The 22,294-nt window shown below is 71.3% G+C and carries 19 protein-coding genes; 15 read left to right on the top strand and 4 right to left on the bottom strand.

Annotation, left to right across the window (positions count from 1 at the left end):
- Positions 1-135 precede the first annotated feature (135 nt).
- Entirely contained in the window at positions 136-993 is an 858-nt protein-coding gene (locus ABT336_RS18080; RefSeq protein ID WP_350897767.1) for an ABC transporter substrate-binding protein, read from the top strand.
- A gap of 131 nt (positions 994-1,124) precedes the next feature.
- A complete protein-coding gene (locus ABT336_RS18075; RefSeq protein ID WP_350897766.1) occupies positions 1,125-1,862 on the top strand; it encodes an SMI1/KNR4 family protein in 738 nt (245 codons plus the stop codon).
- Here ABT336_RS18075 and ABT336_RS18070 read toward each other — a convergent pair.
- The 3 genes from ABT336_RS18070 to ABT336_RS18060 all read right to left on the bottom strand — a co-directional run bounded on the left by ABT336_RS18070 (position 1,843) and on the right by ABT336_RS18060 (position 4,441).
- The gene (locus tag ABT336_RS18070; protein WP_350897765.1) at positions 1,843-2,412 is read right to left on the bottom strand and encodes a GNAT family N-acetyltransferase; all 570 of its coding nucleotides are present in this window, start codon (positions 2,410-2,412) and stop codon (positions 1,843-1,845) included. The genes ABT336_RS18075 and ABT336_RS18070 overlap by 20 nt on opposite strands.
- On the bottom strand, positions 2,409-3,371 hold the full coding sequence (locus ABT336_RS18065) for an EamA family transporter (RefSeq protein ID WP_350897764.1): 963 nt from the start codon (positions 3,369-3,371) through the stop codon (positions 2,409-2,411). Before ABT336_RS18065 ends, ABT336_RS18070 begins: the two co-directional genes overlap by 4 nt.
- A 137-nt stretch (positions 3,372-3,508) precedes the next feature.
- A complete protein-coding gene (locus ABT336_RS18060) occupies positions 3,509-4,441 on the bottom strand; it encodes a hypothetical protein (RefSeq protein WP_350897763.1) in 933 nt (310 codons plus the stop codon).
- Between the two features lie 331 nt (positions 4,442-4,772).
- On the opposite strand from ABT336_RS18060, the gene ABT336_RS18055 reads away from it, so the two are divergent.
- The 12 genes from ABT336_RS18055 to ABT336_RS18000 all read left to right on the top strand — a co-directional run bounded on the left by ABT336_RS18055 (position 4,773) and on the right by ABT336_RS18000 (position 19,625).
- Positions 4,773-5,573 carry a heme oxygenase-like domain-containing protein gene (locus ABT336_RS18055; protein ID WP_350897762.1) on the top strand — a complete coding sequence of 267 codons (801 nt, stop codon included), beginning with the start codon at positions 4,773-4,775 and terminating at the stop codon, positions 5,571-5,573.
- Between the two features lie 89 nt (positions 5,574-5,662).
- Positions 5,663-6,238 (top strand): GNAT family N-acetyltransferase, encoded by a 576-nt coding sequence (locus tag ABT336_RS18050; RefSeq protein ID WP_350897761.1) that lies wholly within the window; start codon positions 5,663-5,665, stop codon positions 6,236-6,238.
- Positions 6,239-6,272: 34 nt separating this feature from the next.
- Entirely contained in the window at positions 6,273-6,857 is a 585-nt protein-coding gene (locus ABT336_RS18045; RefSeq protein ID WP_350897760.1) for a cysteine hydrolase family protein, read from the top strand.
- Positions 6,858-6,886: 29 nt separating this feature from the next.
- A complete protein-coding gene (gene hypE, locus ABT336_RS18040) occupies positions 6,887-7,915 on the top strand; it encodes a hydrogenase expression/formation protein HypE (RefSeq protein ID WP_350897759.1) in 1,029 nt (342 codons plus the stop codon).
- Positions 7,916-7,923: 8 nt separating this feature from the next.
- Positions 7,924-10,275 carry a carbamoyltransferase HypF gene (gene hypF, locus ABT336_RS18035; protein WP_350897758.1) on the top strand — a complete coding sequence of 784 codons (2,352 nt, stop codon included), beginning with the start codon at positions 7,924-7,926 and terminating at the stop codon, positions 10,273-10,275.
- The gene (locus ABT336_RS18030) at positions 10,272-11,591 is read left to right on the top strand and encodes a diaminobutyrate--2-oxoglutarate transaminase family protein (protein ID WP_350897757.1); all 1,320 of its coding nucleotides are present in this window, start codon (positions 10,272-10,274) and stop codon (positions 11,589-11,591) included. Before hypF ends, ABT336_RS18030 begins: the two co-directional genes overlap by 4 nt.
- Positions 11,592-11,633: 42 nt before the next feature.
- Positions 11,634-12,347, top strand: a complete 714-nt coding sequence (locus ABT336_RS18025; RefSeq protein WP_350897756.1) for a cyclase family protein — start codon at positions 11,634-11,636, stop codon at positions 12,345-12,347.
- A 35-nt stretch (positions 12,348-12,382) separates the two neighbouring features.
- On the top strand, positions 12,383-13,666 hold the full coding sequence (locus ABT336_RS18020) for an amidohydrolase (RefSeq protein WP_350897755.1): 1,284 nt from the start codon (positions 12,383-12,385) through the stop codon (positions 13,664-13,666).
- On the top strand, positions 13,650-14,891 hold the full coding sequence (locus tag ABT336_RS18015; RefSeq protein WP_350897754.1) for an ATP-grasp domain-containing protein: 1,242 nt from the start codon (positions 13,650-13,652) through the stop codon (positions 14,889-14,891). Before ABT336_RS18020 ends, ABT336_RS18015 begins: the two co-directional genes overlap by 17 nt.
- A gap of 69 nt (positions 14,892-14,960) precedes the next feature.
- Positions 14,961-17,630, top strand: a complete 2,670-nt coding sequence (locus tag ABT336_RS18010) for an ATP-grasp domain-containing protein (RefSeq protein WP_350897753.1) — start codon at positions 14,961-14,963, stop codon at positions 17,628-17,630.
- Entirely contained in the window at positions 17,627-18,913 is a 1,287-nt protein-coding gene (locus ABT336_RS18005; RefSeq protein ID WP_350897752.1) for an MFS transporter, read from the top strand. The genes ABT336_RS18010 and ABT336_RS18005 overlap by 4 nt, the downstream gene beginning before the upstream one ends.
- Before the next feature lie 37 nt (positions 18,914-18,950).
- The gene (locus tag ABT336_RS18000) at positions 18,951-19,625 is read left to right on the top strand and encodes a hypothetical protein (RefSeq protein ID WP_350897751.1); all 675 of its coding nucleotides are present in this window, start codon (positions 18,951-18,953) and stop codon (positions 19,623-19,625) included.
- A gap of 18 nt (positions 19,626-19,643) precedes the next feature.
- On the opposite strand, the gene ABT336_RS17995 is transcribed toward ABT336_RS18000, so the two are convergent.
- Positions 19,644-20,387 carry a FadR/GntR family transcriptional regulator gene (locus tag ABT336_RS17995; protein ID WP_350897750.1) on the bottom strand — a complete coding sequence of 248 codons (744 nt, stop codon included), beginning with the start codon at positions 20,385-20,387 and terminating at the stop codon, positions 19,644-19,646.
- 281 nt (positions 20,388-20,668) lie between these two features.
- On the opposite strand from ABT336_RS17995, the gene ABT336_RS17990 reads away from it, so the two are divergent.
- Positions 20,669-22,243, top strand: a complete 1,575-nt coding sequence (locus tag ABT336_RS17990) for an alpha/beta hydrolase-fold protein (RefSeq protein WP_350897749.1) — start codon at positions 20,669-20,671, stop codon at positions 22,241-22,243.
- The last annotated feature ends 51 nt before the right edge of the window (positions 22,244-22,294 follow it).

The raw sequence follows: 22,294 nt of genomic DNA, 5'->3' as shown, positions 1-22,294 counted from the left end.
GGAAAAGTCATGCTATTCAGGACAAGAACCGCAGCGACAATCGGCAGCATCGTCTTGGCGGCCAGCACCGTTGCCGCCTGCGGCTCCGACACCACCCCGGGCAGCACCGACGACTCCGGCACGACAAGCATTCGCATGACCACGCTGTCGCTCTGCAACGAGCTGTCCCTCTACGCCCTCGACAAGGGAATCTTCACCAAGCACGGCCTGAACATCGAGTTGGTGAACGTCCAGTCCGGTTCCGCCGGCATCGCGGCGTTGCAGGGCGGTGCGGCAGACATCGCCTTCGTCAGCCCGCAGGGAATGCTGACCGCGATCGACAAGGGCGTGGATCTCAAGGTCATCTCCGACAGTGGGGAGACCACCGAGAACAGCCAGGGCCTCATCGTCAGCAACGCCTCTGGTATCAACGGGCCGGCCGACCTCCAGGGCCGAACGGTCGCGGTGAACGACCTCGGGGGCACCATCGTCACCCTGGTCAACAACTGGATCGAGGCCGCAACCGGCCAGAAGTCCACCGCGAAGTTCGTCGCCCTCGGCTTCGCCGACATCGAACCCGCGGTGGCGAACGGCAAGGTCGACGCCGGTGCCGTCACCGCAGCGGACGTCCACAAGATCACCACCAGTGGCAAGGGCAAGTCGATCGGCAACCCCACCTGGGAAGGGGTCGGGGCGACCCCGAACGCACTCTACGGGGTGACCACCTCCTGGCTGGAGAAGAACCAGCCGGCCGCCGAGAGCTTCGTGGCCGCCATGCAGGAGGCCGCCGACGAGGCCAAGGAACCCGCGAGCAACGCCGACAAGTTCGCCATCTTCGCCAAGTACTGCAAGAAGCCCGCCGAGGAACTCGCCGAGATCCCCGAGTTGGCCTACAGCGGATACATCAACATGACCGCGCTCGACAACGCGGTGAAGCTGTTCAAGGAGGCCGACATCCTCAAGCCCGACTTCGACGCGGCAGCCTCGGTCCCGGAGTTCGCCCGGGCCCGGTGACGGCACCCCTGCGCCCCACTCGACGCAGCAATGCACGAGTGGGGTGCAGTGTGGGTCCGACGAGCCGCACCCGGTCGACACCGACCGGCGTCGACACCGGTCGGGTCGCGGCCCGACCGTAGGGTGTCGGGGTGACCCCCGACCTCGACAGGCTCCGTGAACTCCTCGACGCGACCCCCGGCCTGGCCCGACGACCGGGGTGCGGCGTCGCCGAGCGGGACCTGCGCCGCGCGGAGGAACGCCTCGGGGCGCTGCCGGCGTCGTACCGGTGGTGGTCTGCCGAGTACGGCGTCGGATGGCTCGGCGCCGAACCCGTCGCCGTCGTCGGCCCACCCGGGTACGACGAGGAGCACGACAGCATCACCGCACCCTGGCGACACGACGACCGGCGGTTGTGCTTCCTCGTCGACGCCGACGGTGACGCGTACTCCTTCGCACTGGACCGTCGGCGGGGCGACGAGGCACCGGTGGTCCGCCGCAGCGCCCTCGACGGCGACGAGGAGCAGGTCGTCGAGTCGTTCGCGGGATTCCTCACAGTGACCGACGCCCTCGCCCGGGGGCTCGGCGACGGCCCGAACCCGACGATCGCTCACCTGTGGCGTCACACCCCCGGTGTCCTGCGCGACGACGGTGTGCTCGTCTACGGGCCGCACCTGATCGGGGAACGCAACGCCACCTTCGAGGTGCCCGCCTACGCCCCCGGGTGGGTCCTGGTCGGCGACGACAGCGGCGGCACCGGCCTGCTCATGCGACGCCACGGGCGCGACCGGACCAGCGTGTGGGCACTCGACCTCGGCGCGATAAGCGAGGACGTGACCGAGGACGGCGAGTTCGTCACCGACGACCTGGTCACCTGGCTGAGCCGGTGACCGGGGGCCGCCCGCCGTCGCGTCCGGCTCGGCCCGCCGGGCGGTACTCGCTGCGCAGCAGACCGTAGACGTGCACGTCGCGCCACCGGCCCTGGCGGAACTCGGCGCTGCGCAGGGTGCCCTCCAGGACGAAACCGATCCGCTCCAGGATGCGCTGCTCCGCCTCGTTCTCCGGCTGGGTGACCGCCTCGATCCGCACCACCGGGCTGTGGTCGAACAGGTAGTCGCAGAGCAGCCGCTGCGCGAGCAGCCCGACGCCCCGCCCCCGGGCCTCGGGCACCAGGGAGATCCCGATGCTCCAGTAGGTGCCGTTGCCCTGGCTCACCGCCGCCCAGGCGACGAACCCGACCGCCGCCCCGTCGGCGGTCACCGTCATCCGGCTGTCCTCGGCGCCGAGCCACCCGTCGGTGTCGAGACGTCGCCGCAGTTCACCGGAGTCCCGGTGGCCGTACCAGTTCGGTCCGATCAGGCCCGCCTCCAGGCGGAACCGGAGCAGGACGCCGAGGTCCTCGACGAGGATCGGACGCAACGCGACCTGTGGAGTGGTCATCGGGCCGACTCCGGTTCGGGCTCCGCGTCGCGCGGACCGGTCGACTGGGGAGGCACCGGGGCCGCCTCGGGTGACGCGCCGCCGGACCGTCGCCGCAGCACCGCCGACCACCGGACCTGGGTGACAACCAGCCCCGAGATCACCAGCAGGGCGGCGAACACCTTGACCGCGCTCAACCGCTCACCGAGGACGATCATCGAACTGGCCATCCCGAACAGCGGCACGAGGAGGGTCAGCGGGGCGACCAGGGCGGTGGAGTAGCGCCGGAGCAGCCGGTTCCAGACGGCGTACCCGAAGAGGGTCGTCGGATAGACCAGGTAGAGCACCGACCCGACCGAGGCCCAGGAGAGGTCGGTCAACGAGTCGGCCACCGAGGCGGGACCGCTCAACCAGAGGGTCAGCAGCAGCAACGGGACCGGGGGAATCAGGCTCGACCAGACCATGAAGGCGAGGAAGTCCTCGGTCTGGGCCTTCTTCACGATGATGTTCGCCAGCCCCCACGAGGCCGCCGCTCCGGTCACCAGCAGGACCCCGAGCACCGTGGCGGAGCCGTCGGAGACCCCGGCGGCGATGAGCGCCATGCCACCGGCGGCGAGCGCCATGCCCGTCACCTGCGCGGGGTTCACCCGCTCACGGAAGACCAGGGCGGCCAGACCGATGGTGAAGAAGACCTGGAGCTGGAGCACGATCGAGGCGAGTCCGGCCGAGAGCCCGGCGTCGATACCGGCGAAGAGGAGACCGAACTGGAAGAACCCCAGCACCAACCCGTACGACGCCAGATGGCGGAACGGAACGTCGGGCTTCTTGAAGAAGAAGATCGCCGGAAGGCAACAGAGCGCGAACCGCAGGGTCGCCAGCAGGTACGGGTCGAAGGAGTCGAGTCCGATTCGGATGACGACGAAGTTGAAGCCCCACACCAGCGTGACGACCACGCCGAGTGCCAGGTGCCCGATGGACAACGGAACCGCCGATCATGAAATGCCCCGGCTGCCGACGAGCCGGGAGGCAGAGACCTTATGTGGAATTCTCACGGGGTGCGCCTACGGCCGTGGACAGATCAGGCAGCTCACGATTCTTCATCCCCTCCTGTCCGGTGTCAACCCGCCGACGGGGTGGGTCGCAGCGGGTCGCCCGCCCCTGGTTCGTCGAGGTCGGACGAGGCGAGAATATATCCGAGTTGGAGCCGGTTGCGTGCCCCCAACCCGCCCATCAGATCCGCGATGTGCCGCTGACAGGTACGAAGGGACAATCCGACGCGCTGCGCGATCCGGACGTCCGGTTCACCGGTGATCAGAAGTGACGCGATCGCCCGTCGGACACCCCGTACCGCCGTCGAGGTGTCGCGTCGGTAATTGGTGATCGACATTGGCGAGGCACCGTTCCAACAGCGCTGGAAGCCGTCCACCATGAATGCGACGATGTTCGGGTCGCGGACCACAGCGGCACCGTCGTCGGAGTCCGACAGTCCGATGACCGCCACCCGACGGTCGAATATCAGACAGCGGGCGAAGCCGTCGGCGCTGGTCCGCACCTCTCCCCCGAGGGCGCTCACGTGACTGGCGAAGGCACTCGTCGCCGGGCTGAACCGGGCGGTGTGCTGGTAGAGGGTCAGCATCCGGACGCCCCGACGCAGCAGCCGGTCGGTGCGGTCCAGGCTCTCGGTCAACACCTCCTCGGCCCGGCCACCCCCGGGCTGGGAGGCGAGCACCTCGTCGGTGGCCTCGGCGGCGAGACCGGTGATCAGCTGGCGGACATGGGTCCGATCCGGCACCACCTGGGACCGGTCGGACCGACCTTCGTCCAGGCTGCGTTCGTAGGCGGCGGTCAGGGAGGCCAGTTCGCCACCGAGCAGTCGGACCCGGTCCTGCGCCAGGTCGATCTCGCGTTGCAGGGGGCTCAGCACGCAGGACCGGGCCAGGTCCGGCGAGACCGGGACCAGCCGCCCGCCGCCCGGGTCTCCGGGGCGCAGCAGCCCGACCTCCAGCAGGACCCGGACGGCATCCTCGGCCTCGGCCTCGGTCAGCGACAAACTGACTGAGACAGCCCGGGAATCGGTTTCCTTCCGAGTAAGGGCATCAAGGTAGACAAGACGGGCATGAATGGTTAGCTGCGGCATGTCGAGCGCGAAGTTTGTCCGATTCATCAAGCTTCCACCCCTCATCTTTCCGCCAGCAACAACATGACCCTCGATCGGCCTGGCCGTTCCGGTCGACAAAGGCCATGATATTGCGAGGTCCATCCGTGGCCATCTATTGACATTGTGAGATCAACGTGTACGACACGGCACCCACCACGGGATTGATCCGCTTCCGGCCCGTGCCACGTGCTCCAGCGCTCGCCGATCTTGGATGGGGAAAGAAATGCCTCGAAGTAAGTCGTACAACACGTACGCGTCTCTGAAGCGACCGGAGTTCCGCAAGCGCGTCGACGATCTCCTGCTCAAGTTCGAGCGCGACTTCTACGCCCAGAACCAGGGCGCCGAGGGCATGCTCAAGCAGGAACAGTTCAGCCTCGACCTCTACAAGCGACACAACGTCGAGACGATGATCCGAATCGGGTTGAAGCGGGCCATCGACCCGCTGGTCGCCAACTACTGGGCCACCCGGGATCCGCAACTGTGCAAGGAGTGGGGCCTCTACGGCGCGGAGGAGGGTCGCCACGACCGGATGTTCGCCGGCGACCTGCACAAGGTGGGGATGAGCGACGAGGAGATCTACGCGATCCGTCCGACGTTCGCCACCGAGATCCTCAACGGGTACTTCTACTACACGATGGCCACCGAGGGTCCCCTGGCCGCGATGATCAGCGGGTTCTACCTGGAGTACATCGCCGGCAAGACCCAGCCGGACTGGCTCGACGTGATGGAGCAGCACGTCGGCGCGGAGAACACCAAGGGTGCCCGCGCCCACCTCGCCCTCGACGAGGAGGACGACCACGTCGACATGGTCTGGAACATGATCATGCGGACCATCGAGACCGAGGAGGACGAGGAGCGCTTCGTCGCGCACCTCATCAAGATCAACGCGCTCTTCGTGTCGTACTTCGTCGAGGTCTACGCCGCCACGGTGCTCGGCGCGGGCGTCGACCCCTCCGCCCTGGCCCAGGCCGCGCCCACCGCAGCCCTGAAGACCAACCTGGCGACCCAGGCCTCCCTGGTCTGACCCGTCCCACCCGTGCGGCACGCCGACCGCCCGACCCCCTGTCCGGGCCGGCCGGCGGGCCGCACGGTGACGCCCAACGGAGGATGACGATGCGATTCGACTGGCCCACGACCCTGCCGGAGCAGGATATGCGGGACATGATCACGCTGATGGACTCGGTCGCCGTACGCGAGATGACCCTCGGCTTCGTCGAGCCCCTCGGCGAGGAGGCGGGTCTGGCGCTGATGCGGGCGTTCGAGGACGACCTACGCCGGGGTGCCCTGCACCTGCTCACCGCCCGCGCCGACGACGGCCACATCGTCGGCATGGTGACGCTGGCCCGGGCACCGCTGCCCGCCCGCCGTCACGTCGTCGACCTGCGCCGCTGCGTCATCCACCCGGCCCACCGTGGTCAGTTCCTCCTTGAGGGATTCGGGCACACCGTCGCCAGGGCCGCCCAGATGGGCTGCGACCTGATCACCCTGGAGGTCCGCGACGACGGCCCCCTGCAGCTGTGGGAGCGTCTCGGGTTCACCGAGTACGGCAGGATGCCCGACTACGCCCGACGCGACGGCAGGTCCGTCACCGGCCACTTCCTCTGTGCCCGACGCGCCGACCTCGAGGCGCACTTCCAGCGCACCGGCAGCTGGCTGCACGACATCCGAACCACGGTCACCGCCGCCTGACCCCCCACCCCACCCTCCCCCTGAGGACCCACCCATGTCCAAGATCGCCGTACTCACCAACGACCTGCAGTACGAACTCGTCGAGAAGAACCCGGAGCGGGTCGCCGCCGTCACCGCCGCCACCCCGCACTTCACCGCCTTCCTCGACGGGATCCGACGCCGGGGCCACCACGTCTTCCACCTGCAACTGGTCAACGACCCCGACGACCCGAACGCGGAACGGTACGACGGCTACCTGCCCGTCCAGAAGGGCACCCACGGCGCGGAGGTCATCACCGAGTTCGTCGCCCCCGAGGACGTCGTGGTCGAGAAGGCGAAGGACAGCGGCTTCTACGAGACCGACCTGCACGACCGGCTCCAGGCGCTCGGCGTCGACACCGTACTGATCACCGGGATGCAGACCCAGATCTGCGTACAGACCACCGCAGCCGACGCCTTCTTCCGCGGCTACAACGTGTGGGTCCCCTCCGACTGCGTCGTCTCGGCCCGCCCCGAGGACCGCGACCGGTCGCTGGAGTGGCTGGCCGGGTACTGCGCCACGGTGGTCACCTCCGACGAGGTCCTGGCCGTGCTCGACGAACAGGGCGCGCTCCCCCGCAAGGTCATCAAGACCCCCTGACCCACCGTCGACCACCAAGGAGTCCAGTCGTGACCCAGCACAGCCACCCACCCGACGACCACATCGTCCTCGACCACGGCACCGGCGCCCAGTTGAGCCACGAACTCCTCGACGTCATCGTCGAGACCCTCGGCGACGTCTACGTCGGGGTGATGGAGGACAGCGCCGTGCTGACCCTCGACAGTCCCCGGATCGCGATGACCACCGACTCGTTCGTCGTCGACCCGCCCTTCTTCGGCAACGGCGACGTCGGGAAGATCGCCGTCTGCGGCACCGTCAACGACCTGGCCGTCGCCGGCGCGACACCCCGGTACCTGACCCTGGGCATGATCCTGGAGACCGGGTTGCCGATCCGGCGGCTCGTCCAGGTCCTGACCTCGATCCGGGAGACCGCCCGCGAGGCCGGGGTGCAGATCGTCTGCGGCGACACCAAGGTCGTCCGCGCCGGTGAGGCGGACCAGATCTACCTGAACACCGCCGGGGTGGGCGTCTTCCACCGCGAGCCCCTGCGGATGAGCGCCGTCCGCCCCGGCGACCGGGTCGTGCTCAGCGGGCAGATCGGCAACCACACCGTCCACCTGCTCTCCATCCGTGAGGGCCTCGGCTTCGAGACCCGGGTCCTCAGCGACTGCGCGCCGCTCAACGGGATGCTCGACACCGTCCTCGGCAAGGTCGCACCGGACGCCGTCCGGTCGATCCGCGACGTCACCCGGGGTGGGCTCGCCGCCGTCCTGCACGAGTACGCCGCCCACACCGGCCGGATCATCACTGTGGACGCCCCTACCCTGCCCGTCCAGGCGGAGACCGCGATGGCCGCCGACATGCTCGGCATCAACCCCATCCACACCGCCAACGAGGGCTGCGCGGCGCTCTTCGTCGACCCCGCAGCCGAACAGGACGTCCTCGCCGCGCTGGCCTCCCACCCGTACGGCGTCCACGCCACCACCGTCGGCGTGGTCACCGAGCGGACCGGCCCCGGGGTGGTGATCCGCGACGCCGACGGCAGGGAGTCGGTCCTGGAGGAGATGCGCGGCGCCGAACTCCCCCGGCTCTGCTGAGCGTCGGCATGAGCGTGACACAGGCCGACCGGGAGGTCTGGCGGATCAGGGTGACCGGGGTCGTCCAGGGCGTGGGCTACCGCCCCTTCGTCTACAAGTTGGCCCACGAACACGGACTGTCCGGGTGGGTCTACAACGACGCCGAAGGTGTCCTGGTCGAAGCCGGGGGCAGGCCGGACCGGCTGACCCTCTTCGCGGGTCAGCTCCGCACCGCCGCACCGGTGCTGGCCCGGGTCGACGCGGTCTCGGTCACCCGGGGGCTGCCGGTCACCGGGGGCAGCGCCGACCCCTTCACCATCGTCACCAGTCGACACTCCGGGCACCGCAGCGCCCTCGTCCCCGCCGACACCCACGTCTGTGCGGACTGCCTCGCCGAACTCCGCGACCCCACCGACCGGCGGTACCGCTACCCGTTCGTCAACTGCACGAACTGCGGCCCCCGCTACTCGATCGTGCGGGACCTGCCCTACGACCGGGCGCAGACCACCATGGCCGGTTTCACCATGTGCCGGCCGTGCGCGGCCGAGTACACCGACCCCCTCGACCGGCGCTACCACGCACAGCCCAACGCCTGCCGGGACTGCGGTCCCCGGCTGCTGTTCGCCACCGACGGCGCCCTGACGACGGCCGAGGGCGACGAGGCCCTGCGGGAGTGCGCGGCGGCGCTCGCCCGGGGCGCTGTCGCGGCGGTCAAGAGCGTCGGCGGCTTCCACCTGGCCGTGGACGCCGGAAACGCCGAGGCGGTGGCCCGGCTGCGACGGCGCAAGCGCCGCGACTCCAAGCCCTTCGCCGTCATGGCCCGGGACCTGTCGACGGCCCACCGGTTGGTGGAACTCTCCACCGCCGAGGTGGAGCTGCTCACCAGCCCGGCCCGGCCGATCGTGCTGGCCCGCAGACGTCCCGGCGTCCTGCCCGACACCATCGCCCCCCGCAACCCCAACCTCGGGGTGATGCTGCCCTCCGCCCCGCACCACCACCTGCTCCTTGACGAACCCGGACTCGACACCCTGGTGATGACCAGCGGGAACATCTCCGGGTACCCGATCGCCTACCGCAACGAGGAGGCCCTGGCCCAGCTCTTCGAGATCGCCGACGTCATGCTGCTGCACGACCGGGACATCGAGACCCGGGTGGACGACTCGGTGGTACGGCTGTCCAGCCACCCCGACCTCGCCGAGCCGGTCCTGACCTTCCTGCGTCGGGCCCGGGGGTACGCGCCGTACCCCGTCGAGGTGGGGCGGCCGCTGGAACCCGTCGTCGCCTACGGCGCGGAGCTCAAGACCACTGTGGCGTTGAGCAGCGGCACCCGGGTCCACCTCAGTCAGCACATCGGCGACCTGAAGAACGACGAGACCTTCGCCTCGCACCGGCGTACCGCCGAGCACCTGGCCCGGCTCTACGACCTCGACCCCCGGGTCCGGGCGTACGACCTGCACCCGCAGTTCCGGTCGGTCACCACCGCCGCCCGGGACCGCCCCGACGCGGGGACTGACGAGTTCGTCCAGCACCACCACGCGCACATGGCCTCCTGCATGGCCGAGAACGGGCTGACCGGCCCCACCATCGGGGTGGTCTTCGACGGTGCCGGGTACGGCGCTGACGGCACCGTCTGGGGTGGGGAGTTCCTCCACGGCGACTACGCCGACGTCGACCGGGTCGCCCACCTGCGACCGATCCCGCTCATCGGCGGCGACCAGGCAGTCCGGGAACCGATCCGGACCGGTTTCGCCCTCGCCGTCGACGCCTTCGGTGACCCCGACGCCGCCACCGGGGCCTTCCCGGTGCTGGGCACCCTCACCGAACAGCACCGGCACGTCTACCACACGATGGCCCGGCGCGGGATCAACTCCCCACCGACGTCGAGCGTGGGACGCCTCTTCGACGGCGTCGCCGCCCTGCTCGACGTCTGCCTGCGCGCCGAGTACGAGGCCCAGGGGCCGATCGAGTTGGAGGGCCTGCTGGAACGGGACCTCACCCCGGAGTCCGGCTACCGCTTCGCCACCGACACCACTGGCGACACGACGGTGCTCGACCCCCGGCCGGTGCTCCGCCGGATCGCCGCCGACCTGGCCGACGGGGTCACCCCGGCCCGGATCAGCCGACGCTTCCACACCGCCGTGGTCGAGGCGGTGGTCGAACGCTGCCTCGCCGTCCGCGCCACCACCGGGACCCGGCAGGCAGTGCTGTCCGGCGGGGTCTACCTCAACGAGTTCCTGCTGGTCAACTGCCTCACCACGCTCACTCGGCAGGACATCGACGTGCGGTGTCACCACCAGGTACCCACAAACGACGGAGGGATCGCCCTCGGTCAGGTCCTGGTCGCCGACGCCCGTACCAGACAAGGACGCCGCCACCGATGAACCCTCCCGAGGACGCCTACACCTTCGTCCGCGAGCGCGAGTCCAGCGCCCGCACCTACGCCAACGCCGTCCCCCGGGTCCTGGAGCGGGGTCGGCTGACCCGGATCCACGACACCGACGGAAACTCCTACCTGGACTGCCTCACCGTCGCCGGGACCCTGGCGTTGGGGCACAACCATCCGGTGGTGACCGCCCGGGTCCGCGAATACCTCGACTCCGGCCAGATGCAACAGGCCCTCGACTTCACCACCCCGGCCAAACACGCCTTCCTGCGTACCCTCTACCGGCACCTGCCACCCGGGTTCGCGGCCACCGCCAAGGTGCAGTTCTGCGGGCCCTCCGGCGCGGACGCGGCCGAGGCGGCGGTGAAACTGTTCAAGTCGGCCACCGGCCGCCGGACGGTGCTCACCTTCCACGGCGCCTACCACGGGATGACGGCCGGGGCGCTGAGCCTCACCGGCAACCTGCGGGCCAAGGAGCGGGTCGCCTCCCTCATGCCGGACGTCCACTTCCTGCCCTACCCGTACGCCTACCGGTGCCCGTTCGGGCTGGGCGAGCCGCAGGGCAGCACCGTCGGCCTGCACTACATCGAGCGGGTCCTGACCGACCCGGAGAGCGGGATCACCCGCCCGGCAGCAGTCATCGTCGAGGCGGTCCAGGGCGAGGGTGGTGTCGTACCGGCTCCCGTCGAGTGGCTGCGCGGCCTCCGCGCGATCACCGCCGCCCTGGACGTCCCGCTCGTCGTCGACGAGATCCAGTCCGGTGTCGGCCGGACCGGCACCATGTTCGCGTTCGAGGCCGCCGGCATCGAACCCGACGCCATCCTGATGTCCAAGGCCGTCGGGGGCGGTTTCCCCCTCTCCCTGGTGCTCTACCACGAACGCTACGACGGGTGGCTGCCCGGTTCGCACGCCGGGACCTTCCGGGGCAACCAGCTCGGCATGGTCGCCGGGGCGGCCACCCTCGACGTCATCGAGGCCGAAGGGCTGGTCGCGTCCGCCGCCACCAAGGGCGCCCTCCTCGGTGACCTGCTCAAGGACCTGGCGCACCGCCACCCCGAGATCGGTGAGGTACGCGGCCGGGGCCTGATGTGGGGACTGGAGATCGTCGACCCGCAGGGCCGACCCGACGCACTCGGCAGCCTTCCGGCCGACGGGGCCCGCACCACCGCCCTCAAACGCCGCTGCCTGGACAACGGCCTGTTGACGGAGAGCGGCGGACGGCATGGCGCCGTGCTCCGGCTGCTGCCACCTCTGACCATTACCGAGGAGGAGATCACCGAGTTGGCCGACCGGCTGGAGAAGTCCTTCGACTGACCGGACCGGCCGGGCACACCCGACGAACCCGAGGACGGAACAGTGGACCAGCGCACCGACGTCGACCAGTGGCGGGTCGAGTTCGACGCCGACATCGAATTCAGCAACGGCGGGGCCCTGCAGGTGCAGGGATTCCGGCTCGACATTCCCGGCAGCGACATCGCCGAGGACGACCTGGGCGACCTGCTCGTCGGTCACCTCGGCCTGCTGATGGTCGGCCGGACCGTCGTCAAGAACAAGACCCTGCTCCGGGAGGCGCACAAGGGGTCCCGGGGAGTCGCCACCGCCGCCGCGCCCCGGCGACCCGTCGACCTCACCGGTACGGCCACGGTGCTGCGGCGGGGTCCGGTCGACAGGGACCGGGGCCGGAGGGACCTCCACGGGCTGGTCGACCTGCCCGGGGTACTGGTCCGGCTCACCGGCAGCAGGTCGACAACCGTCGACAGGTCGGCGCTGGTGCCGTACGAGGTCGCCGGACACGCGGTGGTGCTGCACACCGGCGGCACCGGCGGCACGGCCGGACCCCGGTTGACGGCCGCCGCCGCCACCTGGCTCGCCGACCAGGGGGCCGCCCTGGTCGGCACCGACGGCCCCGCCCTGGACCCCGTCGAGGGCCTGCTCACCGGGCGGGGTGTGCCCACCCTCGGCCACCTCACCGGCCTGGACGGGCTGCCGCCGAACGGTTTCCGGCTGCACGCCGTCCCCACCGACGACGTCGGCGGGGTCCGGGCCTACGCGACAGCAGACGGCCACTGACCCGGCGACCGCCGACTCCCCCACGGAAGGACACCATGTCCACACTGTTCGCCTCCCTCGGGCCCGCGCTGCCCGATCTGGAGGAGCTCTACCGCACCCTGCACGCCCAACCGGAGTTGGCCTTCCAGGAGGAGAAGACCGCGCTGACGGTGGCCGACCGCCTCACCGACCTCGGGTGGCAGGTCACCACCGGCGTCGGGCGTACCGGCGTGGTGGGGGTGCTGCGTAACGGCGACGGGCCGGTGGTGATGCTGCGCGCCGACATGGACGCCCTGCCGGTGCGGGAACAGACCGGCCTGCCGTACGCCAGCTCGGTGACCGCCGTCGACGAGGCGGGCAACCCGGTCCCGGTGATGCACGCCTGCGGTCACGACCTGCACGTGACCTGCCTGCTCGGGGCCTGTGCGGTCCTCACCGCCGAACGGGACTGGCAGGGCACTGTGGTCGCCGTCTTCCAACCCGGGGAGGAGAGCGGGTACGGGGCACGCGCCATGGTGGACGACGGGCTCTTCGAACGATTCGGCACCCCGGACGTGATCCTCGGTCAGCACGTCGGGCCCGGACCGGCCGGTGTCGTGGCCACCTGCACCGGCACCGTCATGGGGGCCACCGACAGCATCAGGGTCCGGCTCTTCGGCCGGGGCGGGCACGGCTCCCGGCCGGAGGCCACCGTCGACCCGGTGGTGATGGCCGCCTCGCTGGTGCTGCGCCTACAGACGGTGGTCTCCCGGTCGGTGGCGGCCCAGGAACCGGTGGTGGTCACGGTGGGGGCGCTGCACGCCGGGACGACCGCCGCGGTCATCCCCGACGAGGCGGAGCTGGCCATCAACGTCCGGACCTCCTCCGCGGCGGTCCGGGAACGGGTCGTCGAGCTGATCGGACGGCTCGCCCGGGCCGAGGCCACCGCCGCCGGGGCGACCGTCGAACCGGAGATCACCTCCGTCTACCACCTGCCCGCGACAGTCAACGACGCCGCCGCGACAGCCCGGGTCGCCGACGCACACCGGTCCTTCTTCGGCCCCCAACGGGTCCTGCCGATCCCACCCACCACGGCCAGCGAGGACTTCGGCATCCTCGGGTCGGCGTGCGGCGCCCCCTCGGTGTACTGGTTCTTCGGCGGGATCGAGCCGCAGCGCTACCTCGCCGCGAGCCGGGCCGGTCGGGTGGACGAGGACATCCCGCAGAACCACGCCGCCACGTTCGCCCCGGTGGTCCAGCCCAGCCTCGCCGTGGGCGTACAGGCCATGGTCACCGCGGCCCGGGCCTGGCTGGTGGCACCGGGCACGCCGGACGGACCCGCAGATGGCAACCGCGACTGACCGCCGCCGCCACGTGGTGGTGCTGCACCGGTGGCGGGACCACCACGCCCGCTACGCCGACTACCTCGACCACCACGCCGAGCGGGTCACGTACATCACCACCGCCCTGGCCGCCGCCTCGGTCCCGGCCAGCGCCGCCGAGGTGGTGGTGGTCGACGCCACCGACGACCTCACCGCCACCGACGCCGCCCTGCGCCGACTCTCCGACCGGTTCGGTACGCCGGACCGGCTGGTCGCGCTCAACGAGGGCGACCTGGACACCGCCGCAGCCCTCCGGTTGCGGCACGGCCTGGCCGGGCAGCTCCCCGACCAGCTGGCCCGTTACCGGGACAAGCTGCTGATGGCGCGCCGGGTCGCCGACGCCGGGCTGCCGGTGCCCCCGTTCGCCGACGCCCCGACAGTCGACGCGGTCCGGGACTTCGCCGACCGGCACGGGTGGCCGGTGGTGATCAAACCGCGCTCCGGCACCGCCAGCCGAGGCGTGGCCCGACTCGACGGCGACGCCGACCTGGCGGGACCGACAGCGATCGGCAGCGAGCCGTACCTCGTGCAGCGTTTCGTCGACGCGCAGATCCTGCACGTCGACGGGTTGTGGGAGGGCGACAGGTTGGGGGCCTGGCGGGCCTCGCGCTACCTCAACACCTGCGCGGAGTTCACCGACGGGGCGTACCTCGGCTCGGTGGAGATCGACGACGAACCGTCCCTGACCGCGATCGGGGAGTTCACAGCGGCCGTCTGCGCCGCCTTCTCCGCCCAGCCCTGGGTGTTCCACCTGGAGACGTTCATCGAGCGCGGGCCGGACGGGACACCCCGGTTGAGTTTCCTGGAGGCCGGTGCCCGGGTCGGCGGGGCGGAGATCCCGTTCATCTGGCGGGAGGTGCACGGCGTGGACCTGGTCGCGGCGGCGATCGACATCCAGCTCGGTCGGGTGCCGCTGCTACCGGCTCCGGAACACCACGAGGTGGGCGGCTACCTCCTGTTGCCCACCCCGGTCCCCGCACCCTGCCGGGTGACCGACGCCCGGTGGCGCGACGACACCCCGGTCGGCGGCGGACCGTACACGATGGTCGCCCCACCGCCGGGCACCGTCATCCCCAGGACCGGGGGGTACGAGCACGTCGGTGCCCGGTTCCGGTTCCGGGGCAGTTCCTCGGGGAGCGTCGAGGCCGCTATCCGCACCACCGCCGGGGCCTACCACCTGGCCTGTGTCCAGGTCTCCGACTGACCCCGCGAACCCGCAGTCCGCGAATCCGCAGTCCACGAGCCCGTCGAACGTGAGCAGGAGGACCATCCCGTGACCCCCGAGGCTCCCCGCCTGATCCTGGTCGGCAGTCGACTCCAGGCGTACCGGGAGTACGCACTGGCCGCCCTGGCCGAGACGTACGAGGTCGTCCTGGTCTCGCCCGAGGCCCCGACGTGGCAGGCGCGCTACGTCGAGACCCACCGGATCGCCGACACCACCGACGGCGCCAAGCTCTTCCCGGCCGTCTCCGACCTGCGCGGCGAGGTCGCCGACGCCGCCGTTGTCACCTGGGACGAGTGGTCCCTCGTCGCGGTCGCCGAGGTGGCCCGACGGCTGGGCATGCGTCACCTCGGCGTCGAGGCCGCACGGACCTGCCGGGACAAGTACGCCGCCCGGCAGGCGATGCAGGCCGCCGGCCTGCGACCGGTCCGCCACGGCCTCGCCCACGACCTCCCGGAGGCGGTCACGGTGGCCGACACGATCGGCTACCCGGTGGTGGTCAAGCCCCGGTCCCTGGGGGGCAGCTACGGGGTCACCGTCGTGGACGGCCCGAGCGACCTGCCCGCCGCGTACCGGCTCGCCGCCACCACCCACCTGCCCGGCGTCCGCAGCCCCGAGGGGGTGTTGATCGAGGAGTACCTCTCCGGTCCCGAGATCAGCGTGGAGAGCATCGTGCTCGACGGGGTGGCCGAGCCGGTCTTCGTCACCCACAAGCGGCTGGGCGCCCCGCCGTACCCGGAGGAGGCCGGTCACCTGGTCGGCCCGTGGCGCCACGAACCGTGGGCCGACGAGGTGGGCACCGTGGTCCAGGACCTGCACCGGGCGGTCGGGGCGGACTGGGGGGTCACCCACACCGAGCTGAGGCTCACTCCGGACGGACCTCGGCCGATCGAGATCAACGGCAGGCTCGCCGGTGACCTCATCCCGCACCTGGGTGCCCTGGCGACCGGGATCGACCTGGCCCGGGCCGCCGCGGAGATCGCCTTCACCCGGATCCCGACGATCCGGCCGACCCGGGACCGTACCGCGGAGATCCGCTTCCTGTACCCCGCCCACGGCGGGACCGTGCAGCGGGTCGAGTTGCCCGACCCGGCGGACGTACCGGGGCTGGTCGCCGCGGTGCCGCTCGCGACGCCCGGGGACCGGATCGCGCCGCCACCGCACGCCCTGACCCCCCGTACCGCCGCGCTGGTCGCGGTCGGCGACGACGCCCGCGACTGCCGCCGCACCCTGGACCGGGCGGAGGACGCGAGCCGCGTGGTAGTGGCCGCCCCGCCGCAGGAGCGGCTCGGCGCGCCGTACGAGAACGCGGTGACCCGTCGGTTCCTGGACCACCGGCGGGGCGCCCACCGGATGACGGTCTCCGGGGTCCGGGGCGACGACTGGTTCCGCTACGGCGCGGGTGGGGGCGAGGGACTGAACCGCCCGGTCCTGCTCGGCGCGGGGGAACTGACCCGTCTGGAGGCCGACCTGGCGGGGTTCTTCGACCTGATCGCCGGGCTGCCCCGCCGACTCTTCGACGGCGACCTGCGCCGGTTCGCCGTCGAGGTCGGCATGTCCCCGGTCCAGACCGACCTGGTGCTGCGCGGTGCCGGACCGGCGCTGGCCCCCCTGGCTCGGGCCGACCTCTACCGGCAGACCGACGGCTTCCGGTTGATGGAGCTCAACACCGGCAGCTCCCTCGGGGGCTGGCAGATGGGCATCTTCGGGCGGGCGCTGGCCCGCGACCCGGAGTTCGCCCGGTTCGCCGCCGACGAGGGGTTGACCTTCCCGGACCCGCTCGCCGAGATCGTCTCGGTGTTGCGGTCCCGCGCGCCGCACCTGGACCGGATCCACCGCCCGCTCCTGGCGATCACCGACTGGCCGGAGGGGTTCGCGAAGACCAAGTGCTGGATGGACTTCGTCGTGCCCGGCTTCACCGACCTGGGCTTCGACACCGTGGTCTGCCACCTCGACCAGTTCGACTACGTCGACGGTGAGGTCCGGCTCGACGACCGGCGGGTGGACGTCGTCTACCGGATGTTCCTGCCCGGTGAGATGCCCGACGAGCAGCGCACCTACGACCGGGTGGAGCCGCTGTTCGACGCCGTCGAACGGGGCACCGTGGAGTTGTTCGCCCCCCTCGACAGCGAGCTGTACGGCAACAAGGGCAGCCTGGCGCTGCTCAGCGACGAACGCAACAGGCACCTGTTCACCGCCGAGGAGACGGCCCTCGTCGACAGGCTCCTGCCGTGGACCCGGTTCCTGCGGGAGGAGCAGGTGAGCGTGGCCGACGACCGGGTGGACCTGGTGCCGTACGCGCTGGCCAACCGGGAGCAGCTGGTGCTCAAGCCGACACTGCTCTACGGCGGCGTCGGGGTGACTCCCGGCTGGACGGTCGACCAGGACGAGTGGGAGCGCCGGATCCGGGACGCGGTGGACGGGCCGTACGTGGTGCAGCAGCGGGTGCTGCCGACCACCGAACGGTTCCGCTCCGACACCGGTCCCGGGTTCGACCGGATGGCCGTGGCGTACGGCGTCATGCTGATCGGGTCCCGGTACGCGGGCACCCTGGCCCGGGCGGTCCCGGACCCGTCGGTCGGCATCGTGAGCATGCTCAACGGCGCGCAGATCGGGTGTGTCTTCCACGTCCACGACGAGGAGGCGGCCCCGACGGGACCCGGGACCTCCGGCGGGGAACCGGTCCACGCCGACGCGCCGGTCGTGGACGCGCGGGCATGAGGAAGGCACCCCCCGACGGCCTTTGGAACGACGGCCAGTTCCTGCGGTTCTGGGCCGGGGAGGCGATCTCGCAGGTGGGCGCACAGGTCACCCAGCTGGCCCTGCCCCTGACCGCGGTCCTGGTGCTGCACGCCGGGGCCTCGCAGGTGGGCCTGCTCAACGCCGCCTCGTACGCCCCGTTCCTCGTGGTGACCCTCCTGGTGGGGGTCTGGGTGGACCGGGTACGCCGACGCCCACTCATGATCGCGGCGAACGTCGGTCGGGGGGTGTTGGTCAGCCTGGTCCCGCTGCTGGCGGTGGCCGGTCTGCTCCGGATCGAGTTCCTCTACGTCGTGGCCCTGCTCGTCGGGACCCTCACCGTGGTCTTCGACATCGCCTACCAGTCCTACCTGCCGACCCTGGTGCGACGCGACCAACTCGTCGAGGGCAACAGCAAGTTGCAGGGCACCAGTTCCCTGGCGCAGATCGGGGGTCCGGGTCTGGCCGGACTGCTGGTGCAGGTGGTGAGCGCACCGGTGGCGCTGTTCGTCAACGCCGCCTCGTATCTCGTCTCGGTGGCCACTTTGGTCGCCGTCCGACGGCCGGAGCCGACGCCGGTGCGGCCGGTGCGGTCGGTGCCGCTGCGTCGGTCCCTCGCCGAGGGGATCTCCCTGATCTTCCGGAGTCCCGTGCTGCGGGCCTGCGCCCTCCAGTCCGGCCTGTACAACCTCTGCTTCCTGTCGTTGCAGACGATCTTCGTTCTCTACGCCACCCGGGTCCTCGGGCTCGGCCCGGGGGCGATCGGTCTGATCCTGAGCGTGGGGGCGGTCGGGTCCCTCCTCGGGTCCCTCGTCGCCCGCCCGGTGAAGGAGCTGGTCGGGCTCGGTCCGGCGATCGTGTCGGCCCTGGTGGCGTGCTGCGCCACGCCGGTGCTCATCCCCCTGGCCCCGACCGGCGGCCCGGCCGGAACCGTCCTGATCGTGGTGACCTTCGCCCTGATGGGGGCGGGAGCGACGATGGCGAACATCCACATCATCAGCCTCCGTCAGGCGATCACCCCGGAGGAGCTGCTCGGCCGGATGAACGCCGGGTACCGGCTGGTGTCCTGGGGGACCCTGCCGATCGGCGGACTGCTCGGCGGGGTGCTCGCCGACCTGGTCGGGCTGCGCCCCGCCCTCTACGTCACCGGGGTCTGCTTCCTCTCCGCCGTCGTGGTGATCGTCCGGTCCCCGGTCCGGGGGCTGACGGAACTGCCACCACCCCCGCAGACGTCACCGGTGGGGCACCTGGCCACCAATGCCTGACCGCCGCCGGTGGTCCCGACCGTCCGGAGGGGACGACATGCCGGATCAGCAGGCCCGGGAGGCCGGTCGCCGGTCGGCGGCGGTCGCCGACCGGATCCGCGCCTTCGACAGGCTGCTGGAGGGCCGGGACCGGGTGGGGCAGCAGGTGCACCACCGACTGGAGTACACCTTCGCGTTGCGCGGTCCGGAGCGTTTCGCCCAGGCCCTGCAGCGCGTCCTGGTGGGCGCCCGGTTCCCCGACGGGCTGCCCCGGGCCTGCGCTGTCGCGTTCGACCCGTGGGGGGCCCGGCTGTCGGTGGAGTGCCGGTTGCCGGGGTCCACCGTCATTCCCACCGCCCGGGGGTACCGGGCCTCGACGCCGGACGGACCGGTCCGGCCGGTGCCGAGGTCACCGGTGGAGATCCGACACCGCTACGCCGACCTCGTCGCCCGACTGGCGGTACGGACGCTCGCCGACGCGTTCGACGCCGCGCCTCCCAGCCTGGTGACCACAGTCGTGCTCACCGGATACGGCCCCGTGCGGCGGCCGACGCGCGTCGGCGTCGCGGAGACCACACCGGAGGGTGGCGGCCCCGGACCGGGTGTGCGCCCGCTGCTGGTCAGCGCGGAGGTCACCCGGGCGCTGTGGGACCGGACCGACGTCGACGACCCCGGTCTCGACCCGACGTGCTGCCTGCGCCGCCTGGGTGCGGACGTGTCGTTCGGTCGGTGACCCGCGACCCCGGTCGGCTCACCGCACCCCGGCACCGCACGAGGCGGTGGCGCTGATCGCCTCGCGGACCTCTTCGACGAGTTCGCGCATGGCGGCCTCGGCGCCTTTGGCGTCACCGGCCGCGACGCAACCGGCGACCCGGTCGTGCAGGTCCAGCGCCAGGGGCCGGGGTGGCCGTGGCATGAGTCCGTGTTCGGTCCGCCCGGCGAGCACCTCGGCGATCACGTCGGTGAGGGCGGTGAACATCTCGTTGCGACACCCGCGCAGCAGCAGGGCGTGGAACTCGACGTCGACGTCGAGGAACGCTTCGAGTTCACCGGCCTCCCCGAGCTGACGCATCCGGGCGGCCAACGCGCTGAGGCGGTCCCGGTCGGCTGTGGTCGCGTGCCGGGCGGCATTGGCGGCGGCGAGTGGTTCGACGGCGATCCGCAGCTCGGTCAGGGTCCGCAGCTGGTCGGCGCGGCCGGGGCCGTCGAGCCGCCAGCGGATCACCCGGGGGTCGAGCACCCGCCACCCGGCCGGCGGTTGGACCACCAGGCCGACCCGACGGCGGGACTGGACGAGGTTCAGGGCTTCGAGGATCCGCATGACCTCCCGCATCACGGTGCGGGAGACGCCGAAGCGCTGCTGCAACCGTTCCAGGGTGAGGGCGGCCCCGGGGGTGTGCTGCCCGCTGGTGATCTCCAGCCCGAGGGTGTCGAGCACCCGGTCGTGCAGCACCGGCGCGGCCGCCCGCGCCGTGTCGCGGTTCGCCTCGCCCATCAAAGATCCCCGATCCGTCGGTGTGCGCAGAGCCTAGCGCGTCGTGTGGGAGCGCTGCCGCCACCGGCGTCGACCAAAAAGGTGTCACCAATGTGTTTACAAAGATATTACCTTTGTGTGAGCATCGTGACCACCGCAGCGACATACCTCAACGAGTTCCCCGACCTGGCCGCCACCGTGGCGCCGCCCAACCCCGGTCGGGCCGACTTCGCACCACCACCGGTCGCCGAACCCGCCTCCGCGCGGTCCCGGCGACCACCCGCCCTCCGAAGGGAAAGCACATGCCCGTTGCGCACACGCACCCCTCACCGACCCGCCGCTCCCGGCGGGGACTGGCCGTCGGTCTCGTCGCCGGTCTGACGGCCGCCTCCGGAATCCTCGCCGCCCCCGGCGCGATCGCCGCCCCCGCCGCCGACCTGGGACCGAAGGTCGTGCAGACCAACCAGGCCCCGACCGGCCACTCGGTCACCTTCCGGTACGCGGCCCCAGCCGGAGTCGAGTCCGTCCAGATCTACGGCGAATGGTTCTTCTCCCAGGCCGAGAGCGTCACCTGTGTGGGTTGCGGTGACTCCCGGACCGGCGACCAGTGGCAGCCCGGCGACATCCTGGCCGACCCGTGGCGCGCCCTGCCGATGACCAAGGGCACCGACGGGGTGTGGACCTTCACCACCCCGCTGCCCTCCGGCACCTTCCGGTACGCCTTCGCCCACGACTGCGAAAGCCCCACCGCCAGCGGCTGCACCCTGCACCCCGACCCGGCCCGCCCGCTGGAGGTGGTGCCGCACGCCGGCGCGACCGGCGCCCAGCTCAGCCGGGTGTACGTCCCGAACAGCAAGCGCTTCCCCACCTACGACAACAGCTACCAGGCGCCCTCGCCCCGGAACAAGTCGGGCACGTTGGAGCAGCGCTGGTACACCTCGCCGCTGTCCACCAACCCGGTGGGCGAGCACGACGTCGTCGTGTACCTGCCGCACGGCTACGACCCCAACCGCTCCACCCCGTACCCGACGCTGTACCTGAGCCACGGTGGCGGCGGCAACGCCACCGACTGGACGGTGGAAGGCGTGGCCCACGAGATCCTGGAGAACGCCGTCCGCGCCGGCGTCGGCCACCAGGCGGTCATCGTCTCCACCGACTTCAACGGGCTGCCCGGCGGTAACCAGGGCTACGTCGACGAACTGCGCGACAACGTGATCCCGTTCGTGGAGAAGAACTACAACGTCTCCGACCGCGCCCAGGACCGGGCCTTCGGCGGCCTCTCCGCCGGTGGGGCCCGCGCCCTGACCCTGCTCTACGACAACACCGACCTGGTCGGCTACCACGCCGCCTGGGGCGCGGCCGACACCACGGTGACCGCCACCCCGGCCCAGATCGAGCGCATGAAGCAGGTCAGCGGCGGAATCCACGTCGGCACCGGCCTCCAGGACTGGCTGATCAACATCGCCCCGAACTCCGTCCAGCGGACCGAGAACTGGCGGGCCGCCGGTGTCGAGGTCACCGAGTACAACTTCGACGGGGTCCACGTCTGGGACGTGTGGCGTCAGATGCTCAACGACTACCTGCGGACCGTCGCGTTCCGGTCGACCACCACCAGCGTGGACGCCGAGACCATCCGGGCCGGCAACTCGCACCGCTACCGCATCGTCGCCTCCGCCGAGGTCGCGTCGGTCACCACCAGCACCGCGTCGCCCACCGGGAAGGTCGACTTCTACTCCGGTGACCGGCACCTGGGGTCCGCCAACCTGCGCAACGGCGTCGCGAAGTTCAACGGAAACGTCGCCGGCGACCTGGACCAGCCAGTGACCGCCCGCTACCAGGGCGACCGCCTCTACAACGCCTCCACCAGCGCCGGCTGACCCGACGCGCCCACGCGGCCCGTGGGGGGGGGCGGTACGGGTGGGCCGCCG

Origin of the sequence: Micromonospora sp. NPDC000207 (assembly GCF_040300925.1) — a bacterium.
Classification (GTDB): Bacteria; Actinomycetota; Actinomycetes; order Mycobacteriales; family Micromonosporaceae; genus Micromonospora.
The sequence above is the reverse complement of the archived record's forward strand: the minus strand, read 5'-3'. Positions and strand labels throughout refer to the sequence as shown.

What these genes read in the sequence shown, in the direction of transcription:
- ABT336_RS18070 (WP_350897765.1), bottom strand. Translation starts at nt 2,412, where the DNA reads ATGACCACTCCACAGGTCGCGTTGCGTCCGATCCTCGTCGAGGACCTC.
- ABT336_RS18045 (WP_350897760.1), top strand. Translation starts at nt 6,273, where the DNA reads ATGTCCAAGATCGCCGTACTCACCAACGACCTGCAGTACGAACTCGTC.
- ABT336_RS18020 (WP_350897755.1), top strand. Translation starts at nt 12,383, where the DNA reads ATGTCCACACTGTTCGCCTCCCTCGGGCCCGCGCTGCCCGATCTGGAG.
- hypF (WP_350897758.1), top strand. Translation starts at nt 7,924, where the DNA reads ATGAGCGTGACACAGGCCGACCGGGAGGTCTGGCGGATCAGGGTGACC.
- ABT336_RS17990 (WP_350897749.1), top strand. Translation starts at nt 20,669, where the DNA reads ATGCCCGTTGCGCACACGCACCCCTCACCGACCCGCCGCTCCCGGCGG.
- ABT336_RS18000 (WP_350897751.1), top strand. Translation starts at nt 18,951, where the DNA reads ATGCCGGATCAGCAGGCCCGGGAGGCCGGTCGCCGGTCGGCGGCGGTC.
- ABT336_RS18080 (WP_350897767.1), top strand. Translation starts at nt 136, where the DNA reads ATGACCACGCTGTCGCTCTGCAACGAGCTGTCCCTCTACGCCCTCGAC.
- ABT336_RS18055 (WP_350897762.1), top strand. Translation starts at nt 4,773, where the DNA reads ATGCCTCGAAGTAAGTCGTACAACACGTACGCGTCTCTGAAGCGACCG.
- ABT336_RS18030 (WP_350897757.1), top strand. Translation starts at nt 10,272, where the DNA reads ATGAACCCTCCCGAGGACGCCTACACCTTCGTCCGCGAGCGCGAGTCC.
- ABT336_RS18015 (WP_350897754.1), top strand. Translation starts at nt 13,650, where the DNA reads ATGGCAACCGCGACTGACCGCCGCCGCCACGTGGTGGTGCTGCACCGG.
- ABT336_RS18050 (WP_350897761.1), top strand. Translation starts at nt 5,663, where the DNA reads ATGCGATTCGACTGGCCCACGACCCTGCCGGAGCAGGATATGCGGGAC.
- ABT336_RS18005 (WP_350897752.1), top strand. Translation starts at nt 17,627, where the DNA reads ATGAGGAAGGCACCCCCCGACGGCCTTTGGAACGACGGCCAGTTCCTG.
- ABT336_RS17995 (WP_350897750.1), bottom strand. Translation starts at nt 20,387, where the DNA reads ATGGGCGAGGCGAACCGCGACACGGCGCGGGCGGCCGCGCCGGTGCTG.